Source organism: Variovorax sp. Sphag1AA, from assembly GCF_014192575.1.
Lineage (GTDB): Bacteria > Pseudomonadota > Gammaproteobacteria > Burkholderiales > Burkholderiaceae_C > Variovorax.
The window spans coordinates 266,124-282,175 of record NZ_JACHYC010000003.1 but is presented as its reverse complement, the minus strand read 5'-3'; the positions used below and the strand labels follow the sequence as shown (position 1 = coordinate 282,175).

The 16,052-nt window shown below is 64.4% G+C and carries 16 protein-coding genes and 1 pseudogene; 8 read left to right on the top strand and 9 right to left on the bottom strand.

The window, feature by feature from the left end; all coding sequences use genetic code 11:
- Positions 1-4: 4 nt before the first annotated feature.
- On the bottom strand, positions 5-700 hold the full coding sequence (locus FHW64_RS13190) for a GntR family transcriptional regulator (RefSeq protein ID WP_184526807.1): 696 nt from the start codon (positions 698-700) through the stop codon (positions 5-7).
- Between the two features lie 124 nt (positions 701-824).
- Between FHW64_RS13190 and FHW64_RS13185 the strand changes: the two genes are divergently transcribed.
- The 3 genes from FHW64_RS13185 to FHW64_RS13175 are packed head-to-tail and all read left to right on the top strand — an operon-like array spanning position 825 to position 3,830.
- Positions 825-2,066, top strand: a complete 1,242-nt coding sequence (locus FHW64_RS13185; protein ID WP_184526806.1) for an alanine--glyoxylate aminotransferase family protein — start codon at positions 825-827, stop codon at positions 2,064-2,066.
- A 34-nt stretch (positions 2,067-2,100) separates the two neighbouring features.
- On the top strand, positions 2,101-3,078 hold the full coding sequence (locus FHW64_RS13180; protein WP_184526804.1) for a tripartite tricarboxylate transporter substrate binding protein: 978 nt from the start codon (positions 2,101-2,103) through the stop codon (positions 3,076-3,078).
- Positions 3,075-3,830: a fumarylacetoacetate hydrolase family protein gene (locus tag FHW64_RS13175; protein WP_184526802.1), complete on the top strand. Its 756-nt coding sequence runs from the start codon at positions 3,075-3,077 to the stop codon at positions 3,828-3,830. The genes FHW64_RS13180 and FHW64_RS13175 overlap by 4 nt, the downstream gene beginning before the upstream one ends.
- Before the next feature lies 1 nt (position 3,831).
- Here the strand turns inward: FHW64_RS13175 and FHW64_RS13170 are convergent, their stop codons facing one another.
- The 3 genes from FHW64_RS13170 to FHW64_RS13160 are packed head-to-tail and all read right to left on the bottom strand — an operon-like array spanning position 3,832 to position 5,906.
- Positions 3,832-4,317: an SRPBCC family protein gene (locus FHW64_RS13170; protein ID WP_184526800.1), complete on the bottom strand. Its 486-nt coding sequence runs from the start codon at positions 4,315-4,317 to the stop codon at positions 3,832-3,834.
- A complete protein-coding gene (locus FHW64_RS13165; RefSeq protein ID WP_184526797.1) occupies positions 4,286-4,663 on the bottom strand; it encodes a helix-turn-helix transcriptional regulator in 378 nt (125 codons plus the stop codon). The genes FHW64_RS13170 and FHW64_RS13165 overlap by 32 nt, the downstream gene beginning before the upstream one ends.
- 58 nt (positions 4,664-4,721) lie before the next feature.
- Positions 4,722-5,906 carry an MFS transporter gene (locus FHW64_RS13160; RefSeq protein ID WP_184526795.1) on the bottom strand — a complete coding sequence of 395 codons (1,185 nt, stop codon included), beginning with the start codon at positions 5,904-5,906 and terminating at the stop codon, positions 4,722-4,724.
- 134 nt (positions 5,907-6,040) lie between these two features.
- Between FHW64_RS13160 and FHW64_RS13155 the strand changes: the two genes are divergently transcribed.
- Positions 6,041-6,988, top strand: coding sequence for a GlxA family transcriptional regulator (locus FHW64_RS13155; protein WP_184526793.1), 948 nt, complete (start codon positions 6,041-6,043; stop codon positions 6,986-6,988).
- Positions 6,989-7,072: 84 nt separating this feature from the next.
- Here FHW64_RS13155 and FHW64_RS34730 read toward each other — a convergent pair whose 3' ends face one another.
- Positions 7,073-7,633, bottom strand: coding sequence for a YSC84-related protein (locus FHW64_RS34730; RefSeq protein ID WP_184526791.1), 561 nt, complete (start codon positions 7,631-7,633; stop codon positions 7,073-7,075).
- A gap of 95 nt (positions 7,634-7,728) precedes the next feature.
- Positions 7,729-8,502 carry an outer membrane protein gene (locus tag FHW64_RS13145; protein WP_184526789.1) on the bottom strand — a complete coding sequence of 258 codons (774 nt, stop codon included), beginning with the start codon at positions 8,500-8,502 and terminating at the stop codon, positions 7,729-7,731.
- 233 nt (positions 8,503-8,735) lie between these two features.
- Here FHW64_RS13145 and FHW64_RS34420 point away from each other — a divergent pair.
- Both FHW64_RS34420 and FHW64_RS13135 read left to right on the top strand, forming a co-directional pair.
- Positions 8,736-9,065 (top strand): annotated as a pseudogene (locus FHW64_RS34420) (aldo/keto reductase); the annotation flags it as partial.
- A gap of 21 nt (positions 9,066-9,086) precedes the next feature.
- Positions 9,087-9,461: a hypothetical protein gene (locus tag FHW64_RS13135; protein WP_184526787.1), complete on the top strand. Its 375-nt coding sequence runs from the start codon at positions 9,087-9,089 to the stop codon at positions 9,459-9,461.
- Positions 9,462-9,473: 12 nt separating this feature from the next.
- Here the strand turns inward: FHW64_RS13135 and FHW64_RS13130 are convergent, their stop codons facing one another.
- From FHW64_RS13130 to FHW64_RS13120, 3 genes are all read right to left on the bottom strand, one after another.
- On the bottom strand, positions 9,474-10,247 hold the full coding sequence (locus tag FHW64_RS13130) for an SDR family NAD(P)-dependent oxidoreductase (RefSeq protein WP_184526785.1): 774 nt from the start codon (positions 10,245-10,247) through the stop codon (positions 9,474-9,476).
- Between the two features lie 346 nt (positions 10,248-10,593).
- The gene (locus FHW64_RS13125; protein WP_184526783.1) at positions 10,594-12,966 is read right to left on the bottom strand and encodes a DNA polymerase II; all 2,373 of its coding nucleotides are present in this window, start codon (positions 12,964-12,966) and stop codon (positions 10,594-10,596) included.
- A 3-nt stretch (positions 12,967-12,969) separates the two neighbouring features.
- The gene (locus FHW64_RS13120) at positions 12,970-13,884 is read right to left on the bottom strand and encodes a LysR family transcriptional regulator (RefSeq protein WP_184526781.1); all 915 of its coding nucleotides are present in this window, start codon (positions 13,882-13,884) and stop codon (positions 12,970-12,972) included.
- Positions 13,885-14,019: 135 nt separating this feature from the next.
- Between FHW64_RS13120 and FHW64_RS13115 the strand changes: the two genes are divergently transcribed.
- Both FHW64_RS13115 and FHW64_RS13110 read left to right on the top strand, forming a co-directional pair.
- Positions 14,020-15,057, top strand: a complete 1,038-nt coding sequence (locus tag FHW64_RS13115) for an SMP-30/gluconolactonase/LRE family protein (protein ID WP_184526779.1) — start codon at positions 14,020-14,022, stop codon at positions 15,055-15,057.
- Positions 15,054-16,043 carry a fumarylacetoacetate hydrolase family protein gene (locus tag FHW64_RS13110; protein WP_184526777.1) on the top strand — a complete coding sequence of 330 codons (990 nt, stop codon included), beginning with the start codon at positions 15,054-15,056 and terminating at the stop codon, positions 16,041-16,043. Before FHW64_RS13115 ends, FHW64_RS13110 begins: the two co-directional genes overlap by 4 nt.
- Positions 16,044-16,052: the final 9 nt, after the last annotated feature.

The following is a 16,052-nucleotide window of genomic DNA, read 5'->3' as shown; positions in this document are numbered from 1 at the left end:
GGCTTCAGGTCTTGGCCGCGTTGGGCCGTGGATAGATTTCGCCGGCGCGCAGCAGCTCCAGCACGGTGTCGCGCTTGCGGTTGAGGTGCTCGATCAGCACCTGGCGCATCGCGGCGGGGTCGCGCGCACTGAGCGCCACGATCATCCTTTCGTGTTCGGCGACCGCATCCGCCCACTTCGTCTCGTTCTGGTTGGTGCGAAAACGCAGCGACTGCACGCGCGCGTTGATCGAACGATAGGTGCTCGTTAGCAGCGGGTTCTTCGCCGCGTCGTTGATCGCCGCGTGGATTCGCGCGTTGATGCGGTAGTAGCCGGAGAGGTCGCGCCGCGAGAAGCACGCCAGCATTTCGTAGTGCAGCGCACGCAGCTCGGCCAGTTCTTCGTCGGTGATGCGCTGGGCCGCCAGTTCGCCGGACATGGCTTCGAGCATCGACAGCAGTTCGAAGGTGTTGACCACATCGGCCTCCGTCAGCTTGACGGCCACCGCGCCCCGGTTGGGCAGCAGGTCGACCAGCCCCTCCGCCGCCAGCAGCTTGATGGCTTCGCGCAGCGGGGTCCGCGAGACGCGCAACTGCTCGCACAACTCGCGCTCGTTGAGCTTGGCGCCGGGTGCGATCTGCCCTTCGATGAGCATCGTGCGCAGCCGGGACGCCACCTGGTCATGCAGCGCGAGACGCGAGATTTCGATTACTTCCGCCATGGGTTCATTTCCTTGAGTTGCATTTTGAATGCAAATTCAGACGGTCTCAAGCACAGTGTCTAGGTGATAACCATCATGAGATTTTGCGTTTTGAATGCAAAACTGAAAAAGAAAGGACGGCTCCATGCTTCAACTCGACTCCCATCCCACCGGCAGACACTTCCTGCAGATCCCCGGCCCGAGCCCGGTGCCCGACCGCATCCTTCGCGCGATGAGCCTGCCCACCATCGACCATCGCGGGCCCGAGTTCGGCGTGCTCGGCCGGCAGGTGCTCGCGGGCATCCGGAAGATCTTCAAGACGCAGCACCCCGTCGTGATCTACCCGGCTTCGGGCACCGGCGCCTGGGAGGCCGCACTGTCGAACACACTGAGCCCCGGCGATCACGTGCTGATGTACGAGACCGGCCACTTCGCATCGCTCTGGCAGAAGATGGCGACGCGGCTGGGCATCTCGACCGAGTTCCTCGCCTTCAACGGCACCGACGAGCATCTGCCGTACGCGCCGGGTTGGCGCCGCGGTGTGCAGGCAGACCAGATCGAGGCGCGCCTGCGCAAGGACACGGACAAGAAGATCAAGGCCGTATGCGTGGTGCACAACGAGACCTCCACCGGCGTCACCTCCGACATCGCTTCGGTGCGCCGCGCCATCGATGCGGCTGGCCACCCCGCCCTGCTGATGGTCGACAGCATCTCCGGCCTCGCGAGCGCGGACTTCCGCCATGACGAATGGGGCGTGGACGTGACCATCAGCGGCTCGCAAAAGGGCCTGATGCTGCCGCCGGGCATCAGCTTCAACGCCATCTCGCCGCGCGCGCTCGAAGCATCGAAGAGCGCCAAGCTGCCGCGCTCGTTCTGGGCCTGGGACGAGATCGTCGAGATGAACAAGGACGGGTACTGGCCGTACACGCCCAACACCAATCTGCTCTATGGCCTCTCGGAGTCGCTGGACATGATCCTCGGCGAGGGCCTGGACAACGTCTTCGCGCGCCATCAACGCTGGGGTGCCGGCGTGCGCGCCGCGGTGAATGCATGGGGCCTGCCGATCCAGTGCGCGGACCCGGCTGTGTACTCGCCGGTGCTGACGGGCGTCATCACGCCCGAAGGCGTCGATGCGGATGCGCTGCGCCGGTTGATCCACCAGCGCTTCGACTTGTCGCTGGGCACGGGGCTGGGCAAGCTCAAGGGCCGCATGTTCCGCATGGGCCACCTCGGCGACAGCAACGACCTCACGCTCGTCGCGATGGTCGCGGGTGTCGAGATGGGCCTGAAGCTCGCCGGCGTGAAGCTCGCCGGAAGCGGCGTGCAGGCCACGATGGACTACTTCGCCGCACATGCCGCGCCGGCCGCGCTGCGGAAGGCCGCCTGAACACCCACGCGTTCACCAAAAAAACGGAGACAACATGCAGCGACGTTCATTCATCCAGGCCGCAGGCGCGGCAGCGGCCACTCTCGGCATGCCCAGCGTGTTCGCACAGGACTGGCCCTCCGGCCCCGTGCGCATCGTGGTGGGCTTCCCGCCGGGCGGCGGCACCGATGCACTGGCCCGCGTGGTCGCACAGAAGCTCTCCGTGATGTGGAACCAGACGGTCATCGTCGAGAACAAGGGCGGCGTCGCGGGCGTGCTCGCAGCCGAGTACGTGGCAACTCAGCCGAGCGATGGCAGCACGCTGCTGATGGCGCACATCAACAGCCACGCCCTCGCGCCCAGCCTGCAGCCCAAGCTGCGCTACAACGTGGAGCGCGACTTCGTGCCGATCGTGCTGGTTGGCGTGACACCCAACCTGCTGATTGCCAGCCCCACGCAGAAGGCCGTGACGGTCAAGGACATCGTTTCCCTTTGCGCCGCAGAGCCCGGCAAGGTGAGCTTCGGCTCGGCCGGCTCCGGCTCTGCGCAGCATTTGGCGCTGGAGATGTTCAAGCTGCAGGCGAAGGTCGATGCGATGCATGTGCCCTACAAAGGCAGCGGGCCCCTGCTGACCGACCTAATGGGCAGCCAGATCCAGTACAGCTTCGAGACGATGACGGCGGCCACGCCGCACGTGAAGAGCGGCAAGGTGATTGGCGTGGCCCAGACGCGGACCAAGCGCGCCAAGGGTCACCCCACCATTCCGACCATGCAGGAGCAGGGCTTCGACGGCTTCGAAGCCACCACCTGGTACGGACTCGCAGGCCCTGGCAAGCTGCCGTCCAGCATCGCGGACAAGATCAATCGTGACGTCAACACGGTGCTGGCGATGCCGGACGTGCAAGAGCGGCTCGATGCCTACGGCGCCGAAGACGGCGGCGGCTCGCGCGACAAGTTCGCCAAGTTCATTTCGAGCGAAATCGACAAATGGGCGAAGGTCGTCAAGGACGGCAAGGTGAAGGTGGACGCATGACAGACCTCTCGGCAGCCCTCGCCTCGGCATGGCGCGAGCGCCGCACCTTGGACTCTGCGGCGTGGACAGGCAGCGTCCGCGACGCTGCGCAGGCCTATGCCATGCAGGATCGCGTGGCACAAGCGATGGGCTGGTTCGGTGCGGCCGTGCCCGGCCATTGGAAATCCGGCGGCCCTTCGCGCGATGCCGTGCTGACACACGCCCCCTTGCCACCGCCGGGCGTGCGCGCCAGCCCAGCGAACTACGGCGACATGCACTTCAATACGCCGGGCATCGAATCCGAAATCGCCCTACGCCTCGGCGAGGCTGTGACGCCCAAACGCGCTGCGACGCTCACGCCGGAGAGCGCAGCAGCCTTGATCGACGCGATGACCGTCTCGATCGAGATCGTCGATTCGCGTTGGCAAGACCCGGCGCAGACAGCAGCCCTGCTGAAGCTCGCAGACCAGCAATCGCATGGCGCGCTTGTGCTGGGCGCCTGGGTGCCTTATGCAGCACGCGACTGGGCTGCGCAGGTTTGCGAGACGCGCGTCGGCAGCAACGCGCCTGATCTGCGCAAGGGTGCGCATTCGATGGGTGACCCTGCCTGGCTGCTGCCGATCTGGCTGCGACATGTGACGCGCGATGGCGCAACCGTGCCAGCAGGCACCGTGGTCACAACAGGCTCGTGGGTCGGCGTGCTGCCGGTGCAGAGGGGTGACACCGTGGTGGTCGAATTCCCGGGCATCGGGCGCGCCGAAGCGCGACTCTGACTCAGCGCAGCGTCAGCGCAAACTCGTCGAGCTGCGTGATACAGGTGTCCCAGCCGTCGTAGAAGCCCATCTCCTCGTGGCGGTCGCGCGTCGCCTTGTCGGGATGCATCACCGTCGCGACATAGCGGGTCCCTTCGGCCTCGTCGGCCATGGTGATGACGGCCGAGAAGGCCATCCACGGCGTCGCTGGGCGCCATCCGCCCGTCAGCATCGATGTGAACGCGATGCGCGATTCAGGTACCACTTCGAGGAAGCAACCGGGGTTGTCGCTGGTACCGCCATCCGGCCCCTGCATGAAGGTGTGGAAGTTGCCGCCGGGACGCATGTCGAAGGCGCGCACCTCCGTGGTCCACGGCCGTGGGCACCACCATTCCTTGAGCAGTCGTGGGTCGGACCACGCCTGCCACAGCAGCTTGCGTGGCGCGCGGACGATGCGCGAAATGACGAGGTCCTGCTCACTGGCGGCGTTTGCGTTTTCCTTGGGCACGGGTGTTCTCCTGGTGAAGTCTCTCTACGAAGGCGACCATGCGATCGGTGCGCGCTTCCCATGTCGCACGCTCCTCGGCCAGCCAGCGCTCCGCGTCGTTCAGCGACGCTGGCACAAGCTCGCAAGTGCGCACGCGGCCAACCTTGTCCGAGCGGATGACCCCGCTTCGCTCCAGCACCGACAGGTGCTTCATGAACGAAGGCAACGCCATGTCGAACGGCGCTGCGAGCACCGAAACTGTTTCCGGCCCGCGGACCAGCATGCTCACGATGTCCCGGCGCGTGGGATCGGCCAGGGCATAGAAGATGTCGGTGAGAGCTGCGGGCTCGGCGCATTGGTTAGCCATTTGGATAAGTATAGGGAGTGGCCGGGTGTCCTGCAAGCTACCGATCACCGGGCCGCATTCAGGCACGCACCGGCTGCGACGCGATCGCGGAGGCCGCAGTGTGGCGGGCATCAATGCGGCGACCGGCCATGTAGGACGTGAAGATCGCCAGCACGAAGACGCCGACGCTCAGGAAGCTGAGGTAGTGGGCACCCATCAGATGAATGCCGACTGCGCCCAGGATGCCCGCCGTCGTCACTCCCAGATAGGTTGCTGCAGTGTTCAAGCCCAGCAGGACCGGTGCGATGCTCGGCGCGATATTCACCAGCCGAAACTGCTGCGGCCCCTGGATGCCCCAGCCAGTGGCGCCCCACACCGCGATGGCCAGCGCGGCCGACCAGACCGAGGCGCTGGTCCAAGGAAGAAATGCCATGTCAATGGCTTGAACGGCCAGCACGGCAAACATCAGCTTCGTGGGGCTGACCCTGTCCAGCACCCGTGAGAGCACCACGTTGGTGACGGTGCCACTGACACCCCACACGACCAGCAAGGCGCCGAATATGAACGCATTGACCAAGACGCGATCGAAGACCACAGAGAAATAGACATAGACGAGGAAGTTCCCTGCCATCCCGAGGTAGGTGGTGAGCAAGGTCCACCCGACCCGTGCGTCACGCAAGGGAGCCAGGCGGTCCCTGAGAGCGATCTTCGGCGGCAGCGGCACGTGATGCAGGAGCCCCCCGATCCCGAGACCGGCTGCCACGCCGATGGCGGAGACGAAGTACATGGTCCATCGCCAGTCGTTGAGCCCGCCCAGGACGGTGCCGATCGGTGAGCCGAGCGCCGTGGCCGCCGTCAGTCCGGCGACGATGATGGCAATTGCGTGGCCTCGACGTTCTGGCGCGACGATCGTCGCGCCCGTTCCGGTCGCTGTCGGTGCGTACATCGCCGCCCCAAGGCCCGCGAAGGCGCGTGAGATCAACGCGATCGCGAACGTTGGTGCCATCGCCGTCGCGAGATTGGAAAGCACGAACACGATCAGTGCGGCGAGCATCAGTTGCTTTCTGGGAACGTTGCCGGCGACCGCGGCGACAGTCGGTGCCAGCAGCGCATAGGCGATCGCGTAGACCGTCGTCAACTGGCCGGCGATCGCGATGTCGACGTTGAATGAGTGGGCGATCTGCGGGAGCACGCCGGCCACGACGAAAGTGTCCGTTCCCAACGCAAACATCCCTAGTGCCAATACGAGTAGTCGCTTGTCCATCGTCTTTCCTTTTGTTGTGACCAAAGACGGTGAGCGAGTGCATCGCCGTTCTCGACCTGGACAAATCTTCGCGTTAAACTCCCATGGCGTAAACGTCGCGTTTCCGTCTTTTCAGGCCATGAAGGAGAGTTTCAATGATCCGCGTCGGCGTTGTCGTGTATCCCGGATTCCAGCTGCTCACGCTGGCAGTCGTTTCAGTGTTCGAGTACGCCAACATGTCCTTGGATGAGCCGCTCTACACGCACGAGTTGTTGTCCGAGCACGGGGGCGCAGTCGCGTCCTCCTGCGGCGTCGAGGTCGGGACGAAGCCGTTCGGCAATGCGCGCTACGACACCGTGCTGGTGGTGGGCGACACCGTCGTGACCGAAGGGTCCGCCGGGCTGCTCGCCTTTCTGAAGAAATCGCAGCGGCGCTCACGCCGACTCGGCGCAGCCTGTACCGGCGCCTTCAACCTGGCGCAAGCCGGGCTGCTCGATGGCAAGCGTGCAACGACGCACTGGGCGCACGTGGGCAAGATGAAGCGCGACCATCCCGCGGTCAAGCTGGAGGAAGACAGCATCTTCGTGCAGGACGGGGCCATATGGACATCGGCCGGGGCGACGGCATGCATCGACCTGGGACTGGCGCTTGTCGAAGAAGATTGCGGCTCCGAAATTGCCAAGTTCGTGGCCAAGCGAATGGTGGTCTATCACCGACGCATGGGTGGCCAGTCGCAACACTCCGCCCTGCTGGACCTGACGCCACGTACCGATCGCATCCAGAAGGCGCTCGAATATGCGAAGCGTCATCTGACGAACGAGCTTTCAGTCGACGAGTTGGCCGAAGCGGCCCATCTGAGTCCGCGGCAGTTCGGCCGCGTGTTCCGGGAAGAGACCGGGCAGACGCCGGCGAAGGCCGTCGAGCGACTACGGACCGAGGCGGCCCGACTGATGATCGAATCGCAACATCTGCCAATCGAAACCGTGGCGAGGGACACCGGTTTCGTCGATCCCGATCGGATGCGCAGAGCGTTTCTGCGCGCGTATGGCCAGCCGCCACAAGTCATCCGCCGGGCGAATCGGACGCAGCCGCCGAGCACCTAGTCGATATGGCTGCAGCTGGCGCTGCGGCGCAGCCATCCATCGGAAGCAGCACCCGGCGCGCGTCTACCGATCGCGCCGCTTGCCCTAGTTCAGATCCTTGTCCTTCCAGACCTTGGAGCCTCCAAGGGCGACTCCAGCCTGAAGTCCCGTCTTCGTCAGAACATAAGCAGTGCCGCCCGTGAAAGCGATGGCACCCGCCTTGACATTCGCCTCCTCCTTGCCCGTGCCTGCGCCCGCGCCAGCTCCGACAGAGGCATCCCAGCCTTTGTTAATGAAGTCGGCGAGCGACTTGGCGTCATTGAAGACGAAAAGGTATCGCGTGTCCGATGCCCCCACCTGCAAGCCCGCGCTTGCCTGCGCGATGCTCATGTAGGTGTCCTTCTTGGACTTGCTGTCGTGCGCCAATCCCTTTCCGCCCGCTCCGCCAAGGCCGAAGCTCAAGCCGTAGGTAGTGAACACCGCGTAGCCGGGTGCCTTGTTCACCGCGTCCTTGATCGCGGGATCGGCCTGGTAGAAGTCTTGAAGCGCCTGCATGGCCTTTGCCTTGACCTCTGCCTGGTGCGCGGCCTTGTCTCGCGCGTACGCGCTGCTGGCCAGCAACGAGGTGAGCGCTGCAACGATGATCAAAATTTTTCGACGTTCCACAGCTTTCTCCTTTTCAGGTCTTGTGAGCCACTACAACTCCCTGCACTTTCGGTGAGCATTGGCTCCTCCGATCCGGCGATCGAATGGCGGCACGATCAGAACTTGAATCCAACGCCCGCGTACAAGCCTCCCATGCTCGCCTTGATTACCGGCGCGTCATCGCGTTTGAAGCTGAAATAGCGGTAGCCGAACTTGACCGCGATGTCATTCGAAAAGCGATAGTTCGCGCCGGCGATCGCCTGCCAGCTCAGTTCGGAGCCACCTCCTCCGACGTCGAGGTAGCCCAGCAACGACCACTTCGCGTCGATTGGCATGAGCGCGCGGGCGCCGACAACGCCGTCCCACCAGCCCTTGTTCCGCGTCCCGCCAACGATGCCTGGCAATGACAGCGCACTGATTTCGGTGTCTGTCTTGACGTGGAGATAGCGGGCACCGGCGAGAAGGTCGATCGCAACAGGGCCATCCGTCACGCGATAGAGCCCAAGCAGATTCCAGATTTGCTGGGCATACGTCAGGTCGACGTTCGAGAACGGCGTAAGCGTCGCGACTATCGGAGAGCCCGTGACGCCGAGCTTGACGTACTGAGCATCGACGAGCGCTCCCCAAGGTCCCTTGCGCGCCTCCATGGCGACCATGCCGGCGAAGTCCAGGCTCGTATCAGCGACAGGGAAAGGGGGGTTGGCTCCGTTCGATCCAGTGGCGCCGACGTCCACGTGCAGTGGCATGGTCGAAAGCCACAAGTAAGGGGTGATTTCAAATTGCCAGGTGGACCCCGGTTCGCTGACCTGAGCCGCTACTGGCAGGCAGCAAATGCTGCCCACAAGACCGACAACCTTCTTCGAGAGACCAGTCCTGTTTGATGCCGTCATATCGCCTCGTCCTTGAAGCCACGCCGTTCAGCAACACGAGCGGATCATCACACTGCCGTCGCGTCGTGGCAAATCCGCTCCTTCGAGGCAACAACGCGACGGCGAAGCTGCCTGTCGACTCCTTGATCAAGCCGACCGAACCTCGCCATCGACCTGAGGATTCGGGCGCCAAGATTGATCGAGCGAAGCCACGACGCCTTCGGCCAGGTCCAAGCGACGCGCCAGGCGTTCAAGTACCGACCGACGCGCGTGTGAACCGCCCGGGTGCCGGCTCGCTCAAGGCGGAGCACCTGTCGGAAGACAACCTCGTGCGTGCTCGTGCCCTGCGCGAGATCGCGCGGCGGCGTGGCCAGAGCCTGGCGCAGCTCGCACTGGCCTGGACGCTGCGCGACCCGCGCGTGAGTTCGGCGCTGATCGGTGCCAGCCGGCCCGAGCAGATCGTGGAGAACGTCGCCGCACTGAAGCATCTGGCGTTCACGGCCGAAGAGCTGGCGGAGATCGACCGTCACGCCATCGAGGGTGGCATCGATCTGTGGCACAAGCCCTCTCACGACTGGCAATGAAAGACAACAAAGCACTCGCATATGGAACGCTCCCCTGCCCACCATCTTCGTTGCCTGTCGCCGGACCGTCGACGCGTTCTCGCTGCTGCGCTGCTCGCGCCTGTCTGCAGCTTCGCGGCACCACGACGCGAGGCCGCCGATCCTGATGGCGCACTGCTGCGCGCCGTCATCGACGGACCGCAGCGCAACGCAGCCAATCGCGCGCGGGACCCTGCGCGCCATCCCTTCGAGACCTTGCGCTTCTTCGGCCTGGCGCCGACACAGACCGTGGTCGGGCGTTGGTCCACCGCCGACACGGTGCTTCTGCCGCTCGCTTACGCGCAACTGCGCAGCTACGAGGCCCGGCGGGCACGCGAAGCTGCCGATGCGGGGCCCGCGCACAGGCTCGCTGCGTAACGGGCACGCTCCTCAGAAAGGTTCCTTGAACGGTCGCAGGTCGAGTTCCTGCGTCCAGGCGCTGCGATGCTGCAGGTGCAGTTGCCAGTAGCTCTCCGCGATCGCGTCCAGGCTGAGCAGTCCGTCTTCACCGGCTTGCTCCACGCGCTGGGGTGCATTGCTGCGGAGCCTCTCGCCATCGATGCCGCCGTCGATCACCACGTGGGCCACGTGAATGCCCTGCGGCCCAAACTCTCGCGCCAGGCTCTGGCTGAGCGACCGTAGACCGGCCTTGGCCGCAGCGAATGCAGCGAACGGCGGCTTGCCCCGCAGGGCGGCCGTCGCACCGGTGAACAGGAGGCTGCCGCGTCCGTTCGGCGCTCGCGGATCCAGCCCATTTGCCTGCAGCAGTTGAAGCGCTTCACGCCCGAAGATGAAGCCCCCGAGGGTACTGGTGCGCCACGCCTGCGTGAACTGCTCGACCGTGAGCTCGAGCGTCGGCGCTCGCACAGCACTCGCGGCGTTGAAGGCAGCGAACGTCAACGCGCCGAGCGCTTGCACGCGCTGCCCGATTCCGTGGATCTCCGCTTCGCTTGCAACATCCCCTGCGAAGGCATGTGCCTGCCCGCCCGCTGCCTCGATCTCGGAGGCCACCACTTGTAGCTGCTGCGCGGTGCGCCCGGTCAATGCAACTGCGAAGCCGCCGCGGGCGAACCGACGTGCCAGGGCCGCGCCGAGCCCTGCGCTGGCGCCGACACCGGCGATCCATGCCACCTGCGTGCGCTCGACCGAAGACTTGCTGCTCATGATTCAGTCCTTTCGTTCTGCCAAAAAAAAGCGGGCCGCATGGACCCGCGAACGTCGCCCGAATACGACGAGGAGACAACCCCACTATCAATTTCAGACGGTAGTCACAGCACGCGACGCTGACAACTACGTTTCCCGAGGATTCATATTCGGTGGCTCGTCCACGTTCCTTGAATTTTCGTGCGCGGACCGCATGAACATCACTGAATTCATCACTTGGGATGTGACACGGCGGTTTCGAGAATGACCCGCATGAGTTATCGCCTGTCATTGCTCGACAAGAGCCCAATCCCAGAAGGTGCCACTGCCTGTGAGGCCGTTGCGCGCGCCGTCAACCTGGGCACGTTCAGAAAAGCCCTTGCTGCGCGCTCGTCAGTGCCACGAAACTCTCCCCCATTGGCTGGAGGATGGCATCGGCAATCGGCTGGAGCTGCTTGGTCAGGTAGTGTTCGTAGTCGATGCGCGAATGCCGTGTCTCCAGCGGCTCCGGGCCGTTCTGCGTCATGACGTATTGAATCCACCCGCCCTTCTGGTACTGGAGAGGTCGGTTGACCCGGCCGTTGTATTCGTCGGCAATGCGAGCGGCACGGACCTGCGGCGGCACGTTGACCTGATAGGCATCGAGACGATGGCGCAGCCGCTTCCGGTAGACGAGCAGGTCATCTTTCTGCCCGGCCAACGTCGAGCGCGCATAGTCGGCCACGAACGCCTTGAAAGGGTCGCCGTGGAAGATGCGTGAGAGCAGCCCTTCCTGGAACTGGCGCGCCAACAGAGTCCAGTCGCTACGGGCCATCTCCAAGCCGCGGTAGACCATCTCTTCCTTGCCCGCAGCATCCACGCTCAGGCCCGCGTAGCGCTTCTTGCTGCCCACGTCTGACCCGCGAATGGTCGGCATGAAGAACTTCTTGTAGTGGGTGTCGAACTCGATTTCAAGGAAGTTCGCCAAGCCGTGCTCCTCGCGCAGCGTGCGGGTCCACCAGTCGTTGATGTCGCTCACCAGATTGGCCGCGATGGCATGCGCTTCCTCGTTGGTGTGGGTGCGCTTGAGCCAGATGAAGATGGAGTCGGTGTCGCCGTAGATGGCCTCGTAGCCCCGCTTCTCCACGAACGTGCGCGTGAGCTTCATCATCTCGTGCCCCCGCAACGTGATGGCGGAGACGACCTTGGGATTGAAGAAGCGGCAGTCGGCTGCACCCAGCACGCCGGCAAAGGAATTCATGAGCAGCTTCAGCGCCTGGGACAGCGACTCGTTCCTGGCGAGCTTGGCCGCGTCTCGAGCCCGCCAAAGGGTGGTCACGATTGCAGGCAGGCAATGCTTCTCGCGCGAGAACAAGGTGCCTTGCGGTCCCTTCACGAGCGTTGCCGGGTCGCTCGCGTTCGCGCCTTCCACAAAGCCGACCGGGTCGACCAGAAACGTTCGAATGATCGAGGGGTAGAGGCTCTTGTAGTCCAGGACGACGACCGAGTCATAGAACCCCGGCTTGGAGTCCATCACATACCCACCGGGGAACGCCTTGCTCTGAATCTCGCCCACATTCGGCGCGACGTAGCCCAGACGATGCATTCGCGGCAGGTAGTGATGGCTGAACGCGGCAATGGAACCACCGAAGTGGTCTACCTGAAGGCCCGTGGTGTGGGCACGCTCCATCATGAACTGCAGAAGGTTCGTCTTCTCGAAGATGCGCAGGACCAACTCGCAGTCCCGGATGTTGTAGAGCGCGAGCGCAGGCTTGTCCTCCTGGTAGCGCCGCTCGATCTCGGCCATCTTGTCGTACTCGTCGCCGATGGCCTTGCCCTCGCCCAGCAGTTCCTGTGAAACGGACTCCAGGCTGAAGGACGAGAAGCTCCTCGACGCAGCTCTGAGCGCCTCGATGCCGTCGATGACCACTCGGCCGGGCACCGCCGCGAACAGATAGCCCTGCTTCCCCGGATGGGTCCGCCAATCGATGGGCCGACGCTCGCGGCCCAGGAGAAGTTGCGCCCCGCACGCGTCTGCACCCTTCTGCAGAACGCGCAGGTCGAACTGGATGACGCTCCATCCGATGATGACGTCCGGGTCGTTCCTCTCGAACCAATCGTTGAGCTTCTCCAGCAAGGCCTTGCGGGTCGGGCAATAGATGAGGGAGAAGTCCGTGGGGTCGTTCGATTCGGGTGGCCGCTCGCCGAGCATGAAGACAACACGTTCAACCGCCCCGTCCAGCGCAATGGAATAGAGCTCCTCGTCCTGGCTCGTCTCGATGTCCAGCGACACCACTTTCAACACCGGCCGGTAATCGGGCGCAGGCTTCAGCTTGCAGTCGACGATGGTGGAGGAGTCCGCTTTCCCTCCTTCGACCAGCACGCCGGCGGTGATGAACCGTTCCATCAGGAAGCGATCGTGCGGACGCACATCGGCTTCGAACAGTGGGATGCCCTGTGTCCGGAGGGCACGCGCCAATCGACCTAGTTGGCGGAAATGCTTCGAGTAGACGCCGACGACGGGTTCCTGGTGAAAGGACTTCAGTTCGAGTTCGCGCAGCTCCAGCCCTGGCATCGCGGCGAGATGCGTTTCGACCGACGCTCTGTGCTTCGTTTCGACGAACGCGACAGACGTCTGGGAGGTCAGGACCACTTTCCTCGGCCCCGCATCTGTGGCCAGCCAGTACTCGATCTCGGTACCTGTCGTGACATCCCGCCAGTGGCGAGTGAGGATGAAACCCTTGATTTCAGTGGGGACCACAACTCAAATCGCAGGCATCACATGGGCCAAGGAAACGACCTGGTCGCGAACCCATTGCACTCCCGGGTCGTCATCGCGATATCGATGCCATTGCAGCACTTCGGTAAGGCGGGGCGTTTCCAGCGGCGGCTCCAATAGCCTCAACGGCATTGCTTGAACAAACTGCTTGGCCAGGCGGGTCTGGATGGTCGCGATTCGGCCTGTGCCCACCACGAAGCGTGGCATCAGCAGAAAGCCGTGCGCCACCACCTCGATACGCCGGGTGTTGCCGTGCTGGTTGGCGTACCACTGCTCGAACCAGGGATTGGTCCCCTGTTCGGCCTGGTAGACCACATGACCCACCGACTGGTATTGCTCGAGGGTGATGCCATCCACCATCTCGCGGTTCTGCTGGCAGGCGATCACATGGTAGGTGTCGTCGAACAGCACGGCCTGCGGATGGTCCGAGAGCGTAAGGTGGGCCGGCGTGATGAGGAAGTCGACGCGACCCTGATCCAGGTCCTGCGCCATTCCGGCGTAGGTGGGACGCACGTCGAAGCTCAGATGGGGCGCCAACTGTGCGATGCGGCGCAGCACCTCTGCGAGCAGCACCTGCGTCACGTAGTCGGACGCGATGATGCGAAAGTGGCGCTGCGCAGTGGCCGGCTCAAACTCCGGCTTGACCCCGAGGGTGGCGTCCACCTGAAGGATGATGTTGCGCACCGGCTCGATCAGGCTTTCGGCCCGCGGCGTCAGCTGCATGCTGCGGCCCACCGGCACGAGCAGGGAGTCATCGAGGTATTCGCGCAGCCTCGACAGCACGCCGCTCATGGCCGACTGGGTCATGTGCATGCGCTCCGCGGCGCGGGTAACGTTGCGCTCGGCCAGCAAGGCGTCGAGGGCGATCAGCAGGTTGAGGTCGATGCGCTGGTAACGCACTGTGTGTCTCCATAGGTCCGAGGCCATCTTAGCGAGGCGCAGGCATTGCGTCCGACGATGGCTGGTATCGGAAGAATCGGTTGGTGCCCGCGAGATGGCGGACCTAAGCTGCGCGCTCTTCGAGACAAGAGCCGCATGGTCAAGAACAATCCCCTCAGAGGCTGGCAGGTCGATCGTGCTGCGATCCGGCATGTGGGCCAGAACCTGCAACGCCCGGAATGCGTCCTGGCGGAGCGCAACGGAACGCTCTGGGCAGCGGATGCACGAGGCGGCGCCATGCGCATCTCGACCGATGGGCAGCAGCAGCTGGTGGTCCCCTTTGACGCCGCAAGCCCTGATGCCGCGATCGACTTCGACAGCCGCTATGTGCAAAGCCATGGATCGCTTCCCAACGGGATGGCCTTCCTGCCTGGAGGCGAGATCGTGGTGGCCAACTGGGGCACCGATTCCGTCGACGTCATGACGCGCGAAGGCCAGGTACGCCGGTTGTTCGATCGACTGGACGGCGAACCGCTGGGCAAAGCCAACTTCGTCCTGCGAGATCGACGCGGGCGGGTCTGGCTCACGGTCACCACGCGAATGAACCCGTGGACCGACTCCATCAACGCGCGCGCCGCGGATGGTTACATCGCGGTCATCGACGAGAAGGGCCCGCGCATCGTGGCGGACGGCTTCGAAGGCACCAACGAGATCCGAATGGACGCAGCGGAAGAATGGCTCTACGTGGTGGAGAGCAACGCCCGCCGCATCTCCCGCTTGCAAGTGCGCGCAGATGGCTCGCTGGGTACGCGAGAGGTGTACGGGCCGAGCAAGCTGCCAGGCTTTCCCGATGGCTTTGCCTTCGATGCTTTCGGCAACCTGTGGGTGACGCTGGTCATGGCCGACCGCCTGGTGGCCATCACGCCTGACGGCGAACTGCTCACCCTGCTCGACGACGGAAACCCCGAGGCCACGCGCGAACTCGACGCCCACTACGAAGCCCGCACCCTGACACCCGAAATCATGGCTGCCGCCTGCGGCACCCTGGCCCCCTGGATGGCCAGCCTGACATTCGGCGGGCCGGACCTGCAGACCGTCTACTTGGGCAGCCTGCGTGGCACCACGCTGCCCAGCTTCCGCTCGCCCGTCCCCGGGCTGGCACCCGTCCACTGGAACGAAGACTTTCCCACATGAAGCTTGCAACCCTCAAGAACGGCCACAAGGACGGCCGCCTGGTCGTGGTCTCGACCGACCTGCGTCAGGCCGTCGATGCGACCCATATCGCGCCCACGCTGCTGGACGCAGTGGAGCGCTGGGTCGACACCGCGCCGCTGCTCGCCGCGCTGTACGAAACGCTCAACGCAGGGGCCGCCATTAGCGCCTTCGATTTCGACCCGGCGCAGGCCGCCGCTCCGCTTCCTCGCGCGCCCCAGTGGTGCGACGGCTCAGCATTCCTGAACCATGGTCGCCTGATGGAAAGGGCCTTCAACATGCCGCCCATACCGGACATCGAACGCATTCCGCTGATGTACCAGGGCGGCTCCGACGACCTGCTCGGCGCGCATGACGACATCCCCCTGCCGGACGAAGCCGACGGGATCGACTTCGAGGGCGAGTTCGGCGTCATCGTGAGGGACGTGCCGATGGGATGCCCGGCCGTCGCCGCGCTCGATCGCATCGTGCTGCTGGTGCAGATCAACGACGTGAGCCTGCGCGCCTTCGGCCCTCGCGAGATGCGCACCGGCTTCGGCTTCTTCCAGGCCAAACCCTCTTCGAGCTTCGCACCGGTGGCCGTGACGCCCGACGAGATCGGCGCCAACTGGCACGATGGCCGCGTGCAGCTGGACCTGGAGGTCCAGTACAACGGGCAGTGGTTCGGCCATCCGAACGGCCGCGAGATGAACTTCGGCTTCGATCAGCTGATCGCGCATGCCGCCCGCACGCGCAGGCTGTCGGCCGGCACCATCATCGGATCGGGCACGGTGTCGAACGAAGGGGGTGCCAACGGTTCTGCGTGCATCGCCGAGCGGCGCGCCATCGAGCAGATTGCCGGCGGCACGAGCACCACACCCTTCATGCGCTTTGGCGACCGCGTGCGCATGGAGGCCCGTCGAGACGGCCGGCCAGTCTTCGGCGCGATCGACCAGCGCGTGGTGCAGGCGCCGGCGTCCGGCGCCTGAGAGGGGAGC